The organism is Enterobacter sp. BNK-22 (assembly GCF_048684805.1).
Taxonomy (GTDB): domain Bacteria; phylum Pseudomonadota; class Gammaproteobacteria; order Enterobacterales; family Enterobacteriaceae; genus Enterobacter; species Enterobacter quasiroggenkampii.
This window is the reverse complement of sequence record NZ_JBLQTT010000001.1, coordinates 94,413-115,091: the sequence shown is the minus strand read 5'-3', so window position 1 is coordinate 115,091 and position 20,679 is coordinate 94,413. Positions and strand designations below refer to the sequence as shown.

Annotated in this window: 19 protein-coding genes; 5 read left to right on the top strand and 14 right to left on the bottom strand. The window is 60.8% G+C overall.

All coding sequences use genetic code 11. The features are described 5' to 3' along the window. Positions 1–206 precede the first annotated feature (206 nt). The gene (locus tag ACMGGE_RS00515) at positions 207–395 is read left to right on the top strand and encodes a YfgG family protein (RefSeq protein WP_021241815.1); all 189 of its coding nucleotides are present in this window, start codon (positions 207–209) and stop codon (positions 393–395) included. Here the strand turns inward: ACMGGE_RS00515 and ACMGGE_RS00510 are convergent. After that, positions 392–1,282: a LysR family transcriptional regulator gene (locus tag ACMGGE_RS00510; protein WP_420293236.1), complete on the bottom strand. Its 891-nt coding sequence runs from the start codon at positions 1,280–1,282 to the stop codon at positions 392–394. The genes ACMGGE_RS00515 and ACMGGE_RS00510 overlap by 4 nt on opposite strands. 97 nt (positions 1,283–1,379) lie before the next feature. On the opposite strand from ACMGGE_RS00510, the gene ACMGGE_RS00505 reads away from it, so the two are divergent. The 3 genes from ACMGGE_RS00505 to ACMGGE_RS00495 are packed head-to-tail and all read left to right on the top strand — an operon-like array spanning position 1,380 to position 3,883. Further along, complete coding sequence (locus ACMGGE_RS00505; RefSeq protein WP_420293235.1) at positions 1,380–2,609, top strand: MFS transporter; 1,230 nt, start codon at positions 1,380–1,382, stop codon at positions 2,607–2,609. A 51-nt stretch (positions 2,610–2,660) separates the two neighbouring features. Continuing rightward, positions 2,661–3,128 carry a DUF6130 family protein gene (locus tag ACMGGE_RS00500; protein WP_063622244.1) on the top strand — a complete coding sequence of 156 codons (468 nt, stop codon included), beginning with the start codon at positions 2,661–2,663 and terminating at the stop codon, positions 3,126–3,128. A gap of 11 nt (positions 3,129–3,139) precedes the next feature. Further along, a complete protein-coding gene (locus ACMGGE_RS00495; RefSeq protein WP_420293234.1) occupies positions 3,140–3,883 on the top strand; it encodes an alpha/beta fold hydrolase in 744 nt (247 codons plus the stop codon). 54 nt (positions 3,884–3,937) lie between these two features. Here the strand turns inward: ACMGGE_RS00495 and iolB are convergent, their stop codons facing one another. The 10 genes from iolB to ACMGGE_RS00445 form a co-directional block, all read right to left on the bottom strand. After that, on the bottom strand, positions 3,938–4,762 hold the full coding sequence (gene iolB / locus ACMGGE_RS00490; RefSeq protein WP_229226229.1) for a 5-deoxy-glucuronate isomerase: 825 nt from the start codon (positions 4,760–4,762) through the stop codon (positions 3,938–3,940). A 9-nt stretch (positions 4,763–4,771) separates the two neighbouring features. Further along, positions 4,772–5,662 carry a myo-inosose-2 dehydratase gene (gene iolE, locus ACMGGE_RS00485; protein WP_229226230.1) on the bottom strand — a complete coding sequence of 297 codons (891 nt, stop codon included), beginning with the start codon at positions 5,660–5,662 and terminating at the stop codon, positions 4,772–4,774. Between the two features lie 11 nt (positions 5,663–5,673). Beyond that, positions 5,674–7,578 (bottom strand): bifunctional 5-dehydro-2-deoxygluconokinase/5-dehydro-2-deoxyphosphogluconate aldolase, encoded by a 1,905-nt coding sequence (locus ACMGGE_RS00480; protein WP_420293233.1) that lies wholly within the window; start codon positions 7,576–7,578, stop codon positions 5,674–5,676. 12 nt (positions 7,579–7,590) lie between these two features. Further along, the gene (locus tag ACMGGE_RS00475) at positions 7,591–8,724 is read right to left on the bottom strand and encodes a Gfo/Idh/MocA family protein (protein ID WP_111967898.1); all 1,134 of its coding nucleotides are present in this window, start codon (positions 8,722–8,724) and stop codon (positions 7,591–7,593) included. 8 nt (positions 8,725–8,732) lie between these two features. Beyond that, the gene (locus tag ACMGGE_RS00470) at positions 8,733–9,761 is read right to left on the bottom strand and encodes an ABC transporter permease (RefSeq protein WP_008502116.1); all 1,029 of its coding nucleotides are present in this window, start codon (positions 9,759–9,761) and stop codon (positions 8,733–8,735) included. Between the two features lie 11 nt (positions 9,762–9,772). Continuing rightward, complete coding sequence (locus ACMGGE_RS00465; protein ID WP_032675318.1) at positions 9,773–11,320, bottom strand: sugar ABC transporter ATP-binding protein; 1,548 nt, start codon at positions 11,318–11,320, stop codon at positions 9,773–9,775. 54 nt (positions 11,321–11,374) lie between these two features. Continuing rightward, positions 11,375–12,304, bottom strand: coding sequence for a sugar ABC transporter substrate-binding protein (locus ACMGGE_RS00460; protein ID WP_008502118.1), 930 nt, complete (start codon positions 12,302–12,304; stop codon positions 11,375–11,377). A 31-nt stretch (positions 12,305–12,335) separates the two neighbouring features. Continuing rightward, positions 12,336–13,322: an inositol 2-dehydrogenase gene (gene iolG / locus ACMGGE_RS00455; protein ID WP_032675319.1), complete on the bottom strand. Its 987-nt coding sequence runs from the start codon at positions 13,320–13,322 to the stop codon at positions 12,336–12,338. Between the two features lie 301 nt (positions 13,323–13,623). Next, on the bottom strand, positions 13,624–15,549 hold the full coding sequence (gene iolD / locus ACMGGE_RS00450; RefSeq protein ID WP_420293232.1) for a 3D-(3,5/4)-trihydroxycyclohexane-1,2-dione acylhydrolase (decyclizing): 1,926 nt from the start codon (positions 15,547–15,549) through the stop codon (positions 13,624–13,626). An 11-nt stretch (positions 15,550–15,560) separates the two neighbouring features. Then, positions 15,561–17,066, bottom strand: coding sequence for a CoA-acylating methylmalonate-semialdehyde dehydrogenase (locus tag ACMGGE_RS00445; RefSeq protein WP_048226210.1), 1,506 nt, complete (start codon positions 17,064–17,066; stop codon positions 15,561–15,563). 292 nt (positions 17,067–17,358) lie between these two features. Between ACMGGE_RS00445 and ACMGGE_RS00440 the strand changes: the two genes are divergently transcribed. Further along, a complete protein-coding gene (locus ACMGGE_RS00440) occupies positions 17,359–18,192 on the top strand; it encodes a MurR/RpiR family transcriptional regulator (protein ID WP_023344667.1) in 834 nt (277 codons plus the stop codon). An 82-nt stretch (positions 18,193–18,274) separates the two neighbouring features. Here the strand turns inward: ACMGGE_RS00440 and ACMGGE_RS00435 are convergent, their stop codons facing one another. The 3 genes from ACMGGE_RS00435 to ACMGGE_RS00425 form a co-directional block, all read right to left on the bottom strand. Then, entirely contained in the window at positions 18,275–18,655 is a 381-nt protein-coding gene (locus ACMGGE_RS00435) for a DUF1641 domain-containing protein (RefSeq protein ID WP_023617688.1), read from the bottom strand. Then, a complete protein-coding gene (locus ACMGGE_RS00430) occupies positions 18,655–19,851 on the bottom strand; it encodes an NAD(P)/FAD-dependent oxidoreductase (protein ID WP_420293231.1) in 1,197 nt (398 codons plus the stop codon). Before ACMGGE_RS00430 ends, ACMGGE_RS00435 begins: the two co-directional genes overlap by 1 nt. Positions 19,852–20,068: 217 nt before the next feature. Then, positions 20,069–20,431: a YcgJ family protein gene (locus ACMGGE_RS00425; RefSeq protein WP_023344670.1), complete on the bottom strand. Its 363-nt coding sequence runs from the start codon at positions 20,429–20,431 to the stop codon at positions 20,069–20,071. Positions 20,432–20,679: the final 248 nt, after the last annotated feature.

The window sequence follows — 20,679 nt, the reverse complement described above, 5'->3', positions numbered from 1 at the left end:
AAACTACTTTACGCAAATAACATTTTGTGGCGTTTTTTCGACATCTTTTTCTTCATATTATCAATATGGTAAATGCGTTGATTAATTTCAATAACATTAATTAATGTAAACATTGACGGTTATTTACACATCACAGAATTGACCCCATCTTCCCGCTGTGCCTTAATATCCTTATCGCCCGGAAGGGCTTATCCAGGAAAAACAGAGTGAGTCAGGTCACGCGTATGCGCAAACGACATCGATTTAACACCCGAATGACCCGCATCATACTGCTCATCAGCTTCCTGTTTTTCTTTGGCCGCTTCGTTTACTCTTCGATTGGCGCCTGGTACCACCATCAGGATAAAACCCAGTCGCAGCAATCCAGCCTGACCGTCGACACCGCTGACCGCTAAACCGCCGAAGGCTGTTGCACGAGCCGAATAAGGGCCGCGATCCCTTTGCTGAGGATTTTATCCTGCCGCATGACCACCGCCAGCTGCCGCTGCAGCATGGGCATCAGCGACATCACGCATAGCCCTTCGCGATCGACCTCCTGTTCCACCGCCATGCGCGGCACGATGCTGTAGCCCAGCCCTGCGCGAACCATCCGTTTGATCGCCTCGATGCTGCCAAGCTGCATCACCGGCGCGATCGCTAACCCCTGGGCGGCAAACCAGCCGTCGATCAGCGCCCGGGTGCCACTGCCTGATTCAAAGGCTATCAGCGGATGAGCGTGCAGCGCGGCTGGGGTGAAGTCCCTGAATGCAGCCTGCTGTTCCCTTGAGGCAATAAAGACAAACTCTTCGTCCATCACCGGCATCACGTCCAGCGCTCTGCCACTCACCGGCAGCGTGACCAGCCCCATATCGAGACGGTTCTCTTCGATAGCTCTGACGATGTCGAGGGTGTTGCCCGTCGTCACCCCCACGCTCAGGAGCGGATAGTCGCGGCGTAGCTGCTCCAGCAGCGGCGGCAGAAGATGGATGCAGGCCGTTGCCCCCGTGCCAAGGGTAATGGTGCCACTTACGTCGTGGCTAAACGCATTCACGGCCCGGATGGCGTCATCCACCACCTGCTGAATACGCTCCCCGTGCGCCAGCAAGGTTTCTCCGGCAGCCGTCGCCTTAATCCCTCGCCCGGTACGCTCCACCAGCCGCGTTAGCAGAAACTGCTCCAGCTGGCGTATTTGCAGGCTGACGGCGGGCTGGGAGAGGCCCAGCACGTCCGCTGCCGCTGAAAAACTGCCGCGCTGGATCACCAGACGGAAGGTGGCGAGATAGCCCAGATTAAGCGTCGTCATTCAAAGTTTCTCTTATACCGCGCATAAGGTTGCGGCCCTGCCAGCACAATACCGCGCCCGTTATGCTCAGGACAACTGCATAGCGGAATGAAAACTCATGGAAACACCTGCCCTGCCACACCGCCTCGCCCTCACGGCCGGGTGTAATCAGCTCATCAACTGGGGGATCTCGTTTTATATGCCCGGCACCTTTGCGCTGGCCATTTCAGCCGACCAGGGATGGTCATCACCGCAGATTTACCTCGGCCTGACGCTGGCGATGCTGGTGATGGCGGCCGTATCCCCTTTTGTTGCCCGCCTGCTGGCACGCTTTGGCGGTCAGAAGGTGGTGGTGGGCGGAACGCTGCTGATCGCCGCAAGCTGTGCCTGTATGGCGTATACCCGGACGCTTTATGGATGGTACGGCGCCTGGCTGATCACAGGCGTGGGAATGCGCCTGTCGCTGTACGATGCGCTCTTCGCCGCGCTGGTCAACCTCTACGGACAGCAGGCGCGAAGAACAATCTCTCGCGTCACGCTGGCGGGCGGGCTGGCCTCCGTCGTCTTCTGGCCGCTGGGCGATGCGCTGCTTCACGTGATGCGCTGGCAGGACGCATTACGCATTTATGCCCTGCTTGGCCTGCTGAGCGCGTTGCTGATCCGCACGCTTCCCCGGCAGCGGCTGACGGTGACGACGAAAATCGCCGCACCGCCGCTGAACAACGAGCGCCGAAACGGCTGGCTTTATGCCGCCTTCATTGCCCTCATCACCTTTGTCTCTAACGGCACCTCCACCCATCTGCCGGAGTTTATTGCCCACTACGGCCTGCCGGTCGCTATCGGCATGCTGTGGGGAATCGGCCAGACGGGCGCGCGCTCGCTGGAAGTGCTGGCGGGGGCTCGCTTAACGCCCTTCACGTTAACGCTTTTTACCGCTCTCGCCATGCCGCTCTGTTTTCTTGTTGGGTTGAGCAGCGCCCTGTTTGTCTGGTGTGCGGCCGGTTTTGTGCTGGGCTATGGGGCCATCAACGGGCTGGTTACCCTTGTCAAAGCCACCCTGCCGCTGGAGCTGTTTAGCGCGGAAAGCTATGCCCGCCGCACGGGCATACTGCTTATCCCCGGTCAGCTGATGGCCGCAGCCTCACCGTATGCCTATGCGTGGCTAAATAAAACGCTGGGGATCGCGGGTGCAATGGGGGTATCGACGGGCCTGACGCTGGTGATTGCCGCGCTGGCGATAGCCATTGTGCGCCGTCCCGGGAGGCAAACTGTATCGCAGTGTATCCCGCGGGCCACGGTGACAAACGGGTACAAAACGCCCCCTCCGGCAAATATCTCCGATACATAAAAATGGTTTTCTTTCCCTGTCGCCATTGAGAACTGATGAGGAGAGAGAGCAATGATTCGTCGCTACGTACTTTTCCCCCTGCTTGTCCTGACATCCGTCGCAGGTGCCCAGGCCACTCCCCTGGACAATCTGAGCGCCGCGGATGTTAACGGCCCCGCCGCCGTTGCCCCGCTGGCGCAGCCGCAGCCGCCTGCAAAACTGATCGTCGATCCGCCGCTTGCCGGGCCGCTGAGCAAAGGCGCGGTGTTTATCCAGTACCGCGCCGAAAACCTTCGCATCGAGCCGGTATTCGGGCCCGACGCGCTCAAGGTCACCCCGCGCATCGGGCACATTCACGTGGTGGTGGATGATGCGCCGTGGCACTGGGCTGACACCAGCGGAGAGCCGGTGATCCTGGTGGGGCTGCCCGCCGGTAAACACAAGGTGACGATAATTCTGGCCGACCCGACGCACAAGCCGCTCGACCACAAAACCGTTGAATTCACCGTCCCGCCCCACGCGGCGGTCCACCATTTTTAAGGAGTCTGAAGATGAAAGCACTGTCTGTAGTCACGGCAGGCCTGCTGGCGCTTTCCGCCGGCGCCTTTGCACAGAGTAAAACCAGCGTCGTGCTGGTCCACGGCGCGTTTGCCGACGGCAGCAGCTGGAATAAGGTCATTACCCTGTTGCAGAAACAGCACGCAGAGGTCATTGCCGTCCAGCTGCCGCTCACGTCGCTAAAAGATGACGTTGCCGCCACAAAGCGGGCCATCGCCCGCGCGCAGGGTGACGTAGTGCTGGTGGGTCACTCCTGGGGCGGCACCGTCATTAGCGAGGCGGGTAACGATGCGCGGGTAAAATCGCTGGTGTATGTGGCGGCTTTCGCGCCGGACTCTGGCCAGTCGACGGCGGACCTGGCAGGAAGCTACCCTGCACCGCCGGGCAGCGCGGGCATTGCCAAAACGGCGGACGGCTATTTATATCTGCCAACGGACGCCGTCAGGAAGGATTTCGCGCCGGATGTGAAACCGGGTGAACAACAGACCATTGCAGCCACGCAGGGGCCAATTAAGGCCGAGGCGTTTGGTGAAAAGGTCGCCCACGCGGCGTGGCATGACAAACCGAGCTGGTTTGTGGTCAGCAAAAATGACCGAATGATCAACCCCGATCTTGAACGTGCGATGGCGAAGACGATCCACGCGAAAACCACCGAGGTGGCGGCGAGCCACGTGTCGATGGTGAGCCAGCCGCAGATCGTTGCCCGGACGATTGAGCAGGCGATTGACGCAGAGTAATTTTTTGCGAATTGTAGGCCGGGTAAGCGCAGCGCCACCCGGCAAAAAACAGCCTCAGCGCCCGCCATCCGCGGGATAATCCCGATTAATCCACGCGTGGTCCTCTTCCCAGGTGAACATCCACTTGCGCACCGGCCCCGCCATCACGTTGAGATAATAGCTGTCATACCCGGCCATCGTCGCCACCGGGTGGTAGCCCTTCGGCACCATGACCACATCACGGTTGTAGACCGCCATGCACTCATCCAGCGCTCTGTCGTCGGTGTAAACCCGCTGCATGCAGAACCCCTGCTCCGGGTTGAGGCGATGGTAGTAGGTCTCCTCCAGATACGTCTCCTGGGGCGGGTTATCCGTGTCGTGCTTGTGGCTCGGGTACGAGCTGGTGCAGCCCTCGTTGGTCCACACCTCCACCACCAGCAGGCTGTCGGCGGGCTTGTCTTCCGGCAGAATGTTGTGCACGTAGCGCTGGTTGTGGCCCTTGCCGCGCGCCTCAGCGTCGATATCCTGCGGCGCAATCAGCCGGGTCGGACAGGTGCCCTTGCCCGGCGCAGCGCAGACCGCCAGCTCCAGCGTCGTCAGCGCCTTCACCTGCACCGTCTCCTGCGGAGTGATGTACACCGCCCACGGCTTGATGCGCTCGAACGGGCTCATCCGCTCGCCGATGTCGTTAAACTGCGCGGAAGGCGTACTGAGGGAGGCGCGTCCTGCCACCAGCACCAGGCAGCGCTCTTCGCGGACGGCGGGCAGCGTCAGCGTCTGCCCCTCCTGTAGCTCATACGCCTCAAAGCCGACGTACCCCCACCCTGCGCTTTCCGGCGTGACGGACTGGGTGCGTCCCTCCGCGTTCGGCTGTTGCCAGCGTGATAACAGACGTGACATGTCACCTCCTCAAATCAGTCCGGCGTCGCGCGCCAGACGGCTCAGATTGTTATACCCCAGACGGGCGTAGGTCAGCGGATGGGCAATGGCCGGATCCTGCTCCGCCTCCACCACCAGCCAGCCGTGATAGTCCTGCGCCTTCAGCAGCTGCATAATCGGCGGATAATCCACGCAGCCGTCGCCCGGCACCGTAAACACGCCGCTCAGTACCGCATCAAGGAAGCTGGTTTTGCGGTTTTTCACGTCCGCCAGCACGTCGGCACGCACGTCTTTGCAGTGAACGTGGTTGATACGCGACGCCCAGCGCTGCGCCACCGCCAGCGGATCGGCCCCGGCAAAGGTCAGATGACCGGTATCCAGCAGTAGCCCCACCGCGTCGCCGGTGTGGGTCATCAGATTGTCCACGTCGTCGGCGGACTCAATCACCGTGCCCATATGGTGATGGTAGGCAATCTGCACGCCCTGCTGCTGGGTGTAGCGGGCAAATTCGGTAAGCTTCTCGCCGTACTCCTTCCAGCGCGACTGCGGGAAGCGCGGGCGCAGGTGCACCGGGGTCTGCTGCTCGCCGTGAATGCAGCCGCTCACTTCCGCAAAGACCAGCACCTTCGCCCCCAGCTCGCGCAGGAGCGTCAGGTGGGACTGCACGGCGGCGATCTCTTCCTCCACGCTGCGCTCCAGCAGGCGGCCGGAATACCAGCCGGAGACCAGCTGCAGGTCGTGGCGCTGCAGGATGGGGCCGAGCAGGCGCGCTTCGCGCGGGAACTTATTGCCCAGCTCGAAACCGGCGAAACCGGCCTCTTTACCTTCGCTCAGGCAGGTCTCCAGCGACGTCTCCGCGCCGAGTGAAGGCAGATCGTCGTTTGTCCACGTCAGCGGGTTAATGCCCAGTTGTACACTCATTGTCGTCTCCATTATGCGTGTCCGCGCTCGCGCCACCAGGCGATAAGCTGCAGGTAGTTGTCCCGGATGCGCGCCACCAGCTGCGCATCGTCAATATCGTGCTTCAGCCACGCGCGGGAGGCATCGCCAAACAGCGTGCGCCCTACGGCGAAGCCTTTTACTACCGTCTGCCCCGCTGCGGCCCTGAAGTCGGCGCGCAGCTGTTCCGCCGGAGCGTCCAGGCCGAGGATCACCACCCCGCGGCAGTGCGGGTCCCGGCGTTCGATAATCTCGCTCAGCGCCGTCCAGCCCTCGACGGAAAGCGGCGGCAGTTTCCACCAGTCGGGGTAAATGCCGAGGTTGTAGAAGCGGGAAATGGCGCGCAGGTAGAGCTCGTCGCTACGCGGCATGCTGGCAGGCAGGATCACCTCCAGCAGCAGCTCGTGCCCGGACTGACAGCAGGCGTGATACACCTCGGCAATTTTCTGCTCCTGCTCCAGGCGCAGGCCGTGAGCGTCTTCCGGATGGAAAAAGACCAGACACTTCACCACGTGCTCCTGCGGCCAGCTGATGAGCTGGGTGCCGATGTTGCCATGCTCCATCTCCAGCGGACGCGAGCCCGGCAGCTCAATGGGGCGACCAATCCACCACCCCTCGCCGGTGATGGCGTTCAGCGCGTCCTGACCAAAGGTGCCGTCGCACAGCAGGCCGGCTTTGCCCTCCAGCCCGGCCCGGCTCGCCGCCTCGCGGCTGGCCTGCAGGATCAGCTGCTTCAGCGCCGGAATGCGCCCGATCGACGCGCCGCACTGCAGCGCCATGTCCTCAAGCTGGCTGCGGTGATCGAAGGCCATCACGCACAGCTCCGGCCACTCGCGGCGGCGGGTGGTCACCCGGTGGAGGTGGTTCAGACGCGGGTCGAGATCCGGGCGCGGCACATCCGCAGCGCGGGAGAGATAGTCATCCAGCTCGATTTTGCTCGGCATCGCCGGGGCGCAGCCGTGGCGCGAGACCACCAGCGCGCCGCAGGCGTTGGCATAGCGGCACGCCTGCTCCCAGCCCTCGTCGTTCAGGTAGCCGCGCAGCAGGCCGGACATAAACGCGTCCCCCGCGCCGAGGACGTTCAGCACCTCCACGCGCACGCCGGTCACCGTCAGGCCGTCGTCCAGCCGGGGCGGAATGGCATCGGTATAGACCGAGCAGCCGAGGGCGCCGCGCTTGCAGACCAGCGTGGCCTGACTCACGGCACGCACCTGCCCCAGCGCCTGCAGGGTCTCCGTGCTACCGCCCGCAATGTGAAACTCCTCCTCGGTGCCGACAATGACGTCGAAGAGGTGCAGCACCTCCTGCAGCTCGCGGGTGACCTTATCGGCGGCGATAAAGCGCGTTTCACCGTCGCCTAAGGAGGTCAGCCCCCACAGCACCGGACGGTAGTCGATGTCCAGCACCGTGCGCACGCCGTGACGGCGGGCATAGCCCAGCGCCGTCAGCACCGCCTCGCGGGTCTGGGGATGAGAAAGGTGAGTCCCGGTGATGGCAAGACAACGTGCGGAGGCAATGTAGCTTTCGTCCACATCGCTGGCCGTAATGGCCATATCCGCGCAGTTATCGCGATAAAAAATCAGAGGAAAGGTGTCCCGGTCTTTAATGCCGAGTAGCACCAGCGCCGTGAGGCGGTCTTTATCGGTAATCAGATGGCTGGTATCGCAGCCCACCTGGTTAAGCTCTTCCCGCAGAAAGCGGCCCATATGTTCATCGCCGACGCGCGCCAGCATCGACGAGCGCAGGCCCTGGCGTGCGGTGCCGTACGCCACGTTGCCGGACGAGCCGCCGAGGTATTTGGCAAAGCTCGACACATCCTCCAGACGGGCACCAATCTGCTGACTGTAGAGGTCTACCGCCACGCGGCCCATGCATATCACATCAAACTGCTTTTCCACGTTGATACCTCATCAGACAATGTCGTTCACGTTCAGCCAGCGGCCTTCCCGGTGCGAGAGCGCGATCGCGTCCAGCACGCGCGACACCTTCCAGCCCTCTTCGAAGTCCGGCCACATCGGCACGTCGGCGGCAATCCCGTCCACCAGATCGCGCACCTCCACCGTTTTTTGATCGTTAAAGCCTATCCCGTGGCCTGCGCCCATGCAGAACGCGGCGTAGTCGGGGTGTGCAGGGCCGACGAGTAAGGTGCGGAATCCCTGACGGTTAACCGGATCGTCATGCAGATAGAGCTTCAGCTCCGCCATGCGCTCCTGGGTGAAGCTGATGGCGCCTTTCGTCCCGGTAATGACGTACGACAACCCCATCTTGCGGCCGCAGGCGACGCGGGAGGTTTCAATCACGCCCTGCGCCCCGCCCGCGAAGCGCACCATCGCGTGGGCCTGATCCTCGTTTTCGACGGCAATCATGTCCGACGATCCGGCCTTCGCCGGGCGTTCCGGGACCACGATCTTCAGGTCGCCGCAAACCTGCTCAATCTCCCCGACCAGGTACTGGGCCATGTTGACGATATGCGCCGCGAGGTCGCCCAGCGCTCCCAGCCCGGCGGTCTCTTTGAAGCAGTGCCAGTGAATGGGCGAGCGCGGGTCGGCCATATAGTCTTCGTTGTGGGTGCCGTAGAAGTGGATCACCTCGCCAATCTCGCCGCGGGCAATAATCTCCTTCGCCAGCTGCGCCGTCGGGTTTTTCATGTAGTTGAACCCCACCAGCGTTTTCACCCCGGCCCGCTTCGCGGCGTCGACCATCTCCCGTGCGTCGTGGGCGTTCAGCGCCAGCGGCTTCTCCGAGTAGACGTGCTTGCCGTGGCGGATCGCCTCCAGCGCCATCTCTTTATGCAGATGGTTGGGTGAGCAAATATCCACCACGTCAATCGCCGGGTCGGCCACCAGCGCCCGCCAGTCGCCGGTGGAGCGGTTGAAGCCAAACGCCTGCGCGCGCGCTGCCGCCAGCTCCGGCGTGACTTCCGCCACCATCTCGCGCACCAGCCTGCCGCGCAGGTTGAACACCGTCGGGGCCTGGGCATAGGCGATAGCGTGCGCCTTGCCGATATATCCGGTGCCAATTAATCCAATACGAACCTCTTTCATCGTGATCCTCACAGTGCGCCGCGACGGCTCTTGGCGTAGGTATCAAACGCCACCGCCAGAACGATAATTAATCCGGTGATAATCTGCTGGTAGTAGGCCGAGACGTTCATCAGCACCAGGCCGTTAATCAGAATCCCCATGATGATGGAGCCGATAATGGTGCCGCCGATGCGCCCGTAGCCGCCCATCAGCGAGGTGCCGCCAATCACCACCGAGGCGATGACGCGCAGCTCAAAGGAGATCCCGGCCACCGCCTCGGCGCTCCCCAGACGCGCGCTCAGAATGAAGCCCGCCAGCCCCGCCAGGCAGCCAATCAGCACGTAGACGCTGACCAGTACGCGCTTGACGTTCACCCCCGCCAGGCGCGCTGCCTCCGGGTTACCGCCGATGGCGTAGACGAAGCGGCCCCAGCGGGTTTTATGCAGCGCCAGATAGCCGCCGAGGGCGACAATGGCGAAGATCCAGATCGGAATGGAGATGCCGAGCAGCTCCCCACGCCCCCACCAGCGGTAGCCCTGATCGAAACCGGCAATCGGCGCGCCGTCGTTGATCACCAGCGTCAGGCCGCGCCAGATGGTCATCCCACCGAGGGTCACGATGAACGGCGGCAGACGCAGGCGGGTCACGCCCAGACCGTGCAGGAAGCCAATCGCCGTGCCCATCGCCAGGCAAATCCCCAGCCCAATCAGCCAGCTCATGCCGCCCCAGGCGTTCGGGTCGACGGTGGTGAAGTTGTCGCCCTTAATCACGTACGCCGCGGTCATGGCGCAGACCGCCAGAATGGATCCCACGGAGAGGTCAATCCCGGCAGTCAGGATGACGAAGGTCATCCCCACGGCCATGATCCCGTAGATGGAGACTTCGGTCAGGATGTTGAAAATATTGCGTTCAGAGAAAAAATTACTGTTCTGCGACTGGAAGAAGATCAGCAGCAGGATCATGAAAATCAGAACCCCGAAGCGCTCGAAGAAGGCGATGGGATCGATGCGTCCGGCGCGTTTGACCGGGGCCTGCGTTTTAGAAATCATCTGCGTCATGAGAAACTCCGTTATGCCGCGTTCAGGGCGTTGTGGTTGATGGCCATCATCGTCATCAGCCGTTCTTCGTTAGCGTCGTCACCGTGGATCTCGCCGGTCACCCGGCCTTCGCTGAGGGTGATGATCCGGTCTGACACCGCCATCACTTCAGGCAGATCGGAGGAGATCACGATCACCGCCACGCCCTTTTTCGCCATGTCAAACAGCACCTGGTGCACTTCCGATTTGGTCCCCACGTCGATGCCGCGCGTCGGCTCATCGACGATCAGCACCCGCGGGTTGAGCGCCATGCAGCGCGCGAGGATCACCTTTTGCTGGTTACCGCCGGAGAGCTTGCGCACCTCCTGCGCGCTGTTGACCATTTTGATCTGCAGCGCCTTGCGGTAGGACTCGATCAGATCGTCCTCTTTGCGGGTGTTCACGAACCAGCGCCACTGCAGCAGCGAGGAGAGGCAGGAGAGCGACAGGTTGTCGCGAATCGACAGTCCCAGCACCGCCCCCTCTTTTTTGCGGTCTTCCGGTACCAGCGCCACGCCCTGGTCGAGGGCATAGAGCGGGTCGCGCGGCTGGTACGGTACGCCGTCCAGCTCAAAGCTCCCGGCGGTAAACGCGTCTGCGCCAAACAGGCAGCGGGCCACTTCGGTGCGCCCAGCGCCCACCAGTCCGGCAATGCCTAAGACCTCCCCGGCGTGGACGTGGAAGCTGATGTCGTGCAGGGCGATGCCGTGCGGATCCAGCGGCGGCTTTTCGCGGCTCAGCCCCTTCACCGCCAGGCGGACGGGTTTGTCCTCATGATGGGTTTCGCTGGCGGGACGGCGATTAAAGGCCACGTCGCGCCCGACCATCAGGCGGATCAGCTGTTCGACGTTGGTCTCCGCCACCGCACCGGTGCCGGTAAAACGGCCGTCCTGGAAAACGGTGAAGCGGTCGCAGAGCTGGAAAACTTCGTGCAGGCGGTGGGTGACATAGATAATGCTCACGCCACGGTTTTTAAGCTCGCGCACCACGCGGTGCAGGCTTTCCACCTCGCTGTCGCTCAGCGCGGCGGAAGGTTCGTCCATAATGATTAAGCGGGCGTTGAGGGTCAGCGCCCGGGCGATCTCCACCATCTGCTGCTGGGCAACGCTCAGGCGGGCGACCGGGGTGGTCGGTGCAACGTTCAGCTGCAGATAGTCGAGAATGACCTGCGCCTCCTGATTGACCGCCTTTTCGTCGACGATCAGGTTACGTTTACGCGGCTCTCGCCCGAGAAACATGTTTTCCGCGACGGTCATGTTGGGCAGCAGGTTGAATTCCTGATAGATGGTGATAATGCCCTTGTTCTGCCGTTCCACCGGGGAGTCGTCCACCGGCAGCGTTTCGCCGTTGAACCAGATCTCCCCGCGGGTTTGCGGCTGCGCCCCTGCGAGCGCCTTCAGCAGCGTGGATTTACCCGCCCCGTTTTCCCCCAGCAGGGCGTGGATCTCGCCCGCGCCGACGGTCAACTGGGCGCTGCTTAACGCCCAGACGCCGGAAAAGCTTTTTGCCAGGTCGGTCACTTTCAGTAAGGGTTGCGACATCGGTCTGCTCCTCCTTTAGAGTGAGCCGCCGCGCCAGCGGCGGCTGCGGATAAATCAGTTACCGGCCTCACCGATACGCTCAGCCTGCTGCAGGTTCTCTTTGGTGATCAGCGTCGGCGGGTAGTCGGCCCCGGTGATGGCTTTTTTCTCGCGCACGTTGGCCACCAGCTGGCTCATCGCCGTCTGCACCGCAAAGCCCGGACGCTGATCCGCCGTCACCGCCAGCCAGCCGTCGCGCACGCGGGCCAGCGCTTCCGGTACCGCATCAAAGCCGGTGACCAGAATTTCGCCCGGCTTCACGCCCTGGCTCTGCAGGGCTTCAATCGCCCCCAGCGCCATGTCGTCGTTGGCGGAGAGGATCACCTGAGGACGCTTCGGCAGCGAGGGCAGCACGCTTTCCACGATGCGCATCCCTTCAGAACGCATCCAGTTGCCGGTCTGATCGGCGACGATCTTGTACTTATCCCCGCCTGCCTTCAGGCTGTCGCGGATCCCTTTGGTGCGTTCGATGTTGGAGGAGGAGCCCGGCTGGCCGGTCAGCAGAATGATCTCCGCCCCGTCGGGGAATTTGGTTTTGACGAAGTCGCCAATCGCCTGGCCGCCTTTGTAGTTGTTGGCGCCAAAGTGCGGCACCTTCTTCTGGCTGTCGACGGAGCGGTCAAGGGTGACCACCGGCAGCTTCGCATCCTGAATTTCATCCACCGCACTGGAGACCGCGTTCACGTCGTTCGGGGAGACGATAAAGCCCTGCGCGCCGCGGGTGATGGCGTTTTCCAGGTCAGCCACCTGCTTCGGTGAACTGCCCTGCCCGTCCAGTACCTGAAGCTTCACGCCCATCTCTTTTGCGGCTTTTACCGCCGTGCGCTGCATGTGAACTTCAAACGGCATGGCCAGGTTTGGCGTACTGAAAACAATTTGCTCGTTTTCGGCGAGGGCGGCCCCGGACGTCATGGCGATGAGGGCGGCTACGATCAGTTTTTTCATTATTATGTCTCTCTGTGTAGGGTTGTGGTGTTTAGAGGACGATCTCGCGCTGGCTGCGCAGTGACTCCAGCGCTTTATCCGCAAGGTACAGCGCACGTTCACCATCATCGCCGCTGCAGTCAGGCACCGCTTCACCGCGCAGGACCGCGACAAAGTGTTCCCATTCCGCGGCGTAAGCGGATTTGTAGCGCTGCAGGAAGAAGTGTTCCGGCAGCGCACTCGTGCAGCCCTGTTTGCCGTAATGCTGCACCTGGTTTTCCAGAATGTTGCCCGCGCACAGCAGCCCTTCGGAGCCGTGCAGCTCCAGGCGCTGGTCGTAGCCATACGAGGAGCGGCGGCTGTTGACGATGGTCGCCATCGCGCCGGAAGCGTATTTCAGGACGATAAACGCGGTATCGATGTCGCCTGCCTCGCCAATCGCCGGATCCACCAGGTTGCTGCCCTGGGCATACACCGACACCGGCTCTTCGCCCATGATGAAGCGGGCCATGTCAAAATCGTGAATGGTCATATCGCGGAACATGCCGCCGGAGACGCGCACGTACTCCGCAGGCGGTGGAGACGGATCGCGGGAGATGATCAGCAGCGATTCCGGCTTGCCGATGCGCCCGGCCTGCACGTCGGTTTTCACGCGGCGGAACTGCGGGTCAAAGCGGCGGTTAAAGCCGATAAACAGCGGCACGTCGTACTCTTTGACCACTTTCAGGCAGTCGCGCACGCGGGCAAGGTCGAGGTGTACCGGCTTTTCACAGAAGATGGCCTTGCCGTGGCGGGCGGCCATTTCAATCAGGTCCGCGTGGGTATCGGTCGCGGAGGCGATCAGCACGGCGTGAACGTTAGGGTCGGTCATCGCTTCAGTCAGGCTCTGCTGGCGGGCCTGATACTGCGTGGCGAGGCGGGTGGCAAATTCCTGATTCGGGTCAACCACGGACCAGAGCGTGGTTGCGCCGTGGCTGGCGATGTTAGCTGCATGTACCTGGCCAATTCGGCCAGCGCCCAGTAAAGCAATGTTAAACATAACGGCTCCCGGTGTTGGTGAATGCTGTGAACTAACGACCCTATAAATAAAACATTTATTTCATTTTTATAAATAGTGAAAATTATGTTTTTGAGTGCGGGTTAACACTTTTGAGATGAATGAGATAAATTTTGTTATCAATCTCACAACATGGGAGGACATACAGCAGCTCCCCTCACCCCGGCCCTCTCCCCAAAGGGGCGAGGGAGAAAAGAGTGCACCACACCATCCCCTCTCCCCTTTGGGGAGAGGGTTAGGGTGAGGGGAAAATGAAATGAAAATTTCGTTACGACGGAAAAACTTAATACTGACGGGCTTTTTTCACCTGCGCCTGCGTTTGCTCCGCGGCTTCACGCACGGCAGATGATTCCGCCACCTGCGCATCACCGGTTCGCCACCATGAGGCGTAGTCGTGGGTCATTGTCTTCGGCAGTACCTTGATGTCCAGCAGCGTCGGGCCAGGATGCGCGCGGGACGCCTCCAGCGCCGCCAGCAGGGTTTGCTCGTCGTGCACCCGCCACGCGCGACAGCCGTAGCTCTGCGCATTTTGCGCGAAGTCGACCTTCACCAGCGGACCGTCAAGCCGTCCGGTTTCCGGATTGCGATGGCGGTTTTCCGTGCCAAAGCTGCCCATACCGTGCCCCATCTGCAGGTTGTTAATGCAGCCGAAGCTGGCGTTATCAAACAGCAGAACAGTGACCTTAATGCCCTCCTGAACGGCGGTTTGCAGCTCGGAGTGCAGCATCATGTAGGAGCCATCCCCCACCATGGCGTATACCGGCAGCTGGGGCCGGGCAAGCTTCGCGCCGAGGGCTGCCGCAATCTCATAGCCCATGCAGGAGTAGCCGTACTCCAGGTGATAGCTGTCCGGCGTTTTGACCTGCCAGAGGCGCTGTAAATCCCCCGGCAGCGAACCGGCCGCGCCCACCACGATGGCGTTATCTTCAATATGCTGGTTGATCAGCCCCAGCACCCGCGTCTGGGTCAGGCGGGTGTTGAGTGTCTCGCCGTACTCCGCCAGCTGCGCGTCCAGGTGCCCCGCCACTTCGGGCGCGTCGTCCGGACGCCACTGGCGATCCCACAGGCGACGGCACTCGTCGCGCCAGGCGGATTTCGCCTCAGCGATCGCCTCTCCCCAGCCGCTGCGGTAATCACCGAGCGCGTGGGTCAATGCCTCGAGCCCGGTTTGAGCGTCGGCAATCAGCGCCGTGGCGTCCAGCTTCAGGGCGTCAAACTCGGCCACGTTCAGCAGCAGAAATTCGACATCCGGATGGGAAAAGAGCGCCTTGGAGCCGGTGGTAAAGTCGGTCAGGCGCGTGCCGATGCCAATCACCAGATCAGCCTGCGGCGCGAGCTGGTTGGCCGCCATTCCGCCCGTCACCCCTACGCCACCGAGGTTAAGTGGGTGGTCACTTACCAGCGCCCCCTTTCCGGCCTGGGTTTCGGCAAACGGCAGCTGCAGCGTCTCGACAAAGTCGCGAAACGCCTCATGTGCGCCGGAATAGCGCACCCCGCCACCGCACACCACCAGCGGACGACGCTTGCGGGCGATCAGCGCCCGCGCCTGCGCCAGACGCTGCGGATCGGGCGGACGGCGCTCGATGTGGTGCACGCGACGCGCGAAGAAGCTCAGCGGGTAATCCCACGCTTCCCCCTGCACGTCCTGCGGCAGGCAAATCGTCACCGCACCGGTATCTGCCGGGTCAGTAAGCGTTCGCATCGCGCTGAGCATCGCGCTCATCAGCTGCTCGGGGCGGTTAATGCGGTCCCAGTAGCGGGAGACCGGACGGAAGCAGTCGTTGGTGCTGATGCTGAGGTCGTGATACTGCTCGATCTGCTGCAGCACCGGGTCGGGCTGGCGGCAGGCATAGATATCGCCCGGGAGCAGCAGCAGCGGAATACGGTTCGCCGTGGCGGTTGCCGCGGCCGTGACCATATTGGCGGCGCCCGGCCCGACGGAGGAGGTGACGGCAAAGATGCGCTGACGCCGATGCTGTTTGGCAAATCCCGTCGCCATATGGGCGATGCCCTGCTCGTTGCAGCCCTGCATAACCTGCAGATGGCCGGGATCCTGCTCCAGCGCCTGGCCGATACCCAGCACGTTGCCGTGCCCAAAGATGGTGGCGACGCCCTCCACGAAGGGCGTTTCGTGACCATCCACGCTAACGTACTGTTGATTAAGGAACCGGACCAGCGCCTGAGCCATGGTCATACGTTCGGTTTGCATAACGCCTCCTGTCAGCCCAGCGTCGGCATGGAGAACGCAGCGCCTGTCTCCTGCTGCATTTCCGGCCAGCGCGCGGTGATGGTTTTCATTCGGGTATAGAAACGCACGCCGTCGTTGCCGTGGACATTGAGCGCCCCGAAGATGGAGCGCTTCCAGCCGCCGAAACTGTGGAATGCCATCGGCACCGGGATTGGCACGTTGACCCCCACCATGCCCGCCTGCACCTCTTCGCAGAAGCGACGCGCGCAGCCGCCGTCGCGGGTGAAGATTGCCGAGCCATTACCATATTCATGGCGGTTAATCAGGTCCACCGCGCTGGCGTAATCTGCTACGCGCACCACAGAAAGCACCGGACCAAAAATTTCTTCTTTATAGATGGTCATCTCCGGGGTGACGTTATCGAACAGCGTCGGCCCGACAAAATAGCCCTGCTCGTGGCCCTTCACGCTAAACCCGCGGCCGTCCACGCGAAGCGTCGCCCCCTGCGCTTCCCCGCTGTCGATGTAGCCCAGCACCTTGCTGCGGTGCGCGGAGGAGATGAGCGGCCCCATTTCGTTTTCCGGCGTCTGGTCGAGCCCCGGTCCGACGCGCAGCACGGCAATCTGTTTTTCGAGCCGGGCGCAGAGGTCATCGGCGGTGTTATCCCCCACGGCCAGCACCACCGAGAGCGCCATGCAGCGCTCGCCCGCCGCGCCGTAGGCCGCGCCCATGATGGCGTTGGTCGCCATCTCCATGTCGGCATCCGGCATTAAAATGCAGTGGTTTTTCGCACCGCCCAGCGCCTGGCAGCGCTTACCGTGGGCGGACGCGGTCTGGTAAATGTATTCCGCAATCGGCGTGGAGCCGACAAAGCTCACCGCCTGCACGCGCGGGTCGGTCAGGAGCACGTCAACGGACTCTTTATCGCCCTGCACCACGTTGAAGACGCCGTCCGGCAGGCCGGCTTCTTTCAGCAGCTGCGCCAGCGCGAGCGCCAGAGAAGGGTCTTTTTCCGACGGTTTCAGCACGAAGGTATTCCCGGTCGCCAGCGCAATCGGGAACATCCACATCGGCACCATCGCCGGGAAGTTAAACGGCGTGATCCCGGCGCAGACGCCGAGCGGCTGCATCAGCGAGTGGCTGTCGACGCCGGTCCCGACGTTCGCCGAGTGTTCGCCCTTTTGCAGATGCGGAATACCGCAGGCAAACTCCACCACTTCCAGGCCGCGGGTCAGTTCGCCCACCGCGTCGGAGAAGACCTTGCCGTGCTCTTCGCTGATGAGGCGGGCCAGGCGATCCATGTTCTCTTCCAGCAGCGCTTTGAAGCGGAACATCACGCGCGCGCGCTTAAGCGGAGCATGACGCGCCCACGCCGGAAACGCCTGCTGCGCGGCGGCAATCGCCTGCTCCGTTTCCTGTGCCGTACTCATCACCACCTGGCGGATCTGCTCGCCGGTGGCCGGGTTGAAGATCGCCTGAACGCGCTGGCCTGAACCGGTGACACATTCGCCGTGAATAAAATTCGCTACCGTCTCCATCCTTAACCTCTCGCTGTTGATACGTGACTGTGACCTGAACACTGTGTACTGACCACTATATATGAAACAAACATTCCATTTTAAGTTGAAATAAAATAAATGATGATTATTGTGATCAAGGATGGATTTTTATGTTAACAGCCAGCACCACAGACGCAGCGTGCGCTATTAAGGAATTTCGGGCGAGGAAATGACTGAAGTTTCTGTTTCATTTTTGCTGCCAGATGGATGGCCGACATTTAAAAGACGCGGTTTTGCGTTTAGAATCATATGACTGTATTTGGGGGAAAAGATGACGACAGCAACCAGCCTGAACGAACTGCAGCAGCAAATCCGCGATCGCTACGATAGCCTGAGCAAGAGGCTGCAGCAGGTCTCACGCTACGTGCTGGACAACACCAACAGCGTGGCGTTTGATACGGTTGCCGTCATTGCCGAGCGCGCCGACGTGCCGCCCTCGACGCTGATCCGCTTTGCCAACGCCTTTGACTTCACCGGCTTCAACGAAATGAAACAGCTGTTTCGCATGAATCTGGTGGAGGAGACCGCCAGCTACAGCGACCGCGCCCGGCTGTTCCGCGAGATGGAGAGCGAGGCCGTGCCGGAAACGCCGCTCGATATCCTGCAGGAGTTTGCCCGCTCAAACGCGCAGGCGCTGCAGCAGCTGGCCGCCCGCGCCGAACCGGAAATGCTGGAGCGCGCGGTACAGCTGCTGGCCGACGCCGACACCATCTACATCGCCGGACTGCGTCGATCCTTTAGCGTCGCCGCGTACCTTACCTATGCACTGAGCCATCTGGAGTGCCGCCCTATCCTGCTCGACGGCATGGGCGGGATGCTGCGCGAGCAGATCAGCCGCATTAAGGCACGCGACATTGTGGTGTCGATCAGCTTCTCGCCGTACGCGGAAGAGACGGTGATGGTCAGCGAAACCGCCGCCAGCGTTGGCGCGCGGCAGATTGTGATTACGGACAGCCAGATCAGCCCGCTGGCGACGTTCAGCGATCTCTGCTTTGTAGTGAAAGAGGCGCAGGTGGACGCGTTTCGGTCTCAGTCGGCGACGCTGTGTCTGGTGCAGTCGCTGGTGGTGGCGCTGGCGTATCGGTTGGGTGGTGGGGATAAATAGCCCACGGTACCGCTCAACAGGCCGGGTAACATAAACAAGCTACCCGGCATAATCGCCGTTTCCGGTGTACATCCGCCCGATCTTAGCGGTTTTCGATCTCAGGACACTCAGGATAGCTGACCGAAGCGAGGGCATTTAGACGCTGCCCCGTAATCTGTAACACCCGCAGCAAAAGCATGATGCCGCGGCGGGTATCAGGGTCGTTGAGCATAGTAAACACCTGACGAAGCGAGATATCCCCTTCCCGGTTAACCTGCTCCCCCCACGCCATGCGTAGCGCGGTTCCCCCTTCCCAGCCGACGGTCACGACATCGTCAAAAACGCCAGCCAGTTTTTCGACCATCGCGTTATCGGCCATTTCCAGCAGGTCTGCGACGACGGCAAGCAGATCAACCAGATTATTCAGACGATTGCCCGCCATAAGCGGGGCAAGGCTTTTTAGTAACTGTTCCTGGTCACTCATCAGAACATCCCCCTCACGACGCCCCAATACAGTCCACGGTTAAAACCGTTTCGCAGCATGCCGCCGAGTTTTGTCGCCGGCATGGGGGTCACGTCATTGCGATAGTCATATACCAACGGCATGCCGGCCCAGAGTCCCATCTGCGCGACGGCCTGAACCCGTCCATCATAATGGTTACCGCTTCCGGGCGGTCTGCCGTAGAGCTCCGCCACGATGTTGTCAGCAATGACGGGCGCCTGGTTGTGGCACGACCCTCCCGCTTTACTGATCGGCAGATCGACGGTATCGCCGATCACATATACGCCTTCTAAACCGTAGACGCCCAGCGTCTGGTGATCCGTCGGCAGCCAGCCTTCACCGTTCTGAAACTCACTAAGCCCGGTATCACGCACCGCGTCGACTGCCCGGATGGGAGGCGTTGCCATCAGGATGTCGAAATTCTGTGAATCGCCCTCGGCGGAATAGGCAATTTTGCTGTCAGGATCGACATGGCTTAAGGTAAAACCACGCTGATGCTGTATTCCTTTGGCGGCAAAAATATCGCCAAGCGCCTCCCCCACCGGACGTTGCAGGAACAGGCAGTTTCGCAGCAGCTGCGCGACGGTCGGATAGGTATAAACAATCTCAACCTGATTACGCACCCCACGCTGGCGCAGATAATCGTCAACCATCAGCGTGGTTTCAATGGGGGCGATGCCGCACTGGTGGGGCACATTCGGCGTTTCCGGGAAAGAGACGGTAATAAATATTCGCCCCTTTTTGAGGGTGGCGAGCTTATGCGCTAATTGTCTGGCCGCCGCGTATTGATAAAAATGATCGCCCGCTTCGGCAAGGCCAGGGATTTTTTGTGTAAAAGGTGTGCAGCCGGTGGCAATAACCAGCAGGTCCCAGTCGTAATGTCGCTTACTGGCCCCGTACAGTCGACGCTGCTTAAAATCGAAAGATTCAATCCTGTCGGTAATAAATTGAATTTCCGGACTCAGTAATTGCCGTTCAGGCCGGGCCAGTTCATGGTGATGGAAGAGGTTAAAGGCGACGTACATAAAGGCGGGTTTGTAGTAGTGCACTGGTGATTCGGAAATCAGTACCAGCTCTACCTGACCGGCAGCAATTTCACGTCGTAATTTCCTGGCCAGCAGATTGGCAACAATGGTTCCTCCCGTGCCGCCGCCGACAATCATTATGCGGTTTTTCATTCCTTTATTCGCTCATGGTAGTGAATGGGAATTCACGTAACCAGACCGCTTCACTGTTACGCTCAGCTAAAGCGTAGTAACAGAGCAATATTCCGCAATATAACCCTTAATAAGAAATTTAATTTTGACAACCCGATCATCATTTATAATATACACTATAAAATATAATTTATATCTCTATAACGTAGCCTTTTACTGTGGTCTCTTTTCATCACCATTATTCGCCAAACAGCAGCGTTGTGTACTTTTTAGATACCGCCCCGGAGCGCTGTCCGTTCGCGCCATAATAGCGATCTTCACGGCACAGTCGCTCCTTCACATCGCAGAAAATACCGTTGGCAAAGGTGAATTCAGTCAGATCGACATTGCTCGACGTGAACACCTCGTTTGCAGCAGCCTTCTTACCGAGATAGGTCTCTGTCAACGCGCGGGATAATCCCTTGTCATTGGCGCATACATATCGGTCGCAGAGCACGCCCGATACTGGCGACTTGAGCCTGGCGGGGGTCCTGGCCTGGGCGGACATGGCGGACACGGCCAGCAGCGCGGCCACAGAGCATGCGAGTATTGATTTGTTCAAGATGATAATCTCCGTTGGTTAATGAATGTCGGCTTTACGCCGGGCGCGGTGGAACCATCATGAGGGTGAAAAACCCTGGAGGGTTTTAAGCTTCAGCAGGGAACGCCCCGTATGGCTTTTTGTCGACCGAAACGTCGTCGAAAGTTCAGCTCGTAGGCAATTGTAAGGGCCCTATCCCGGTGAGTCATGCGATTTTAAAGAGCTGAACTAATATGCTGTATACGGAGTGGGTTTGTGGGGCGGGTTAG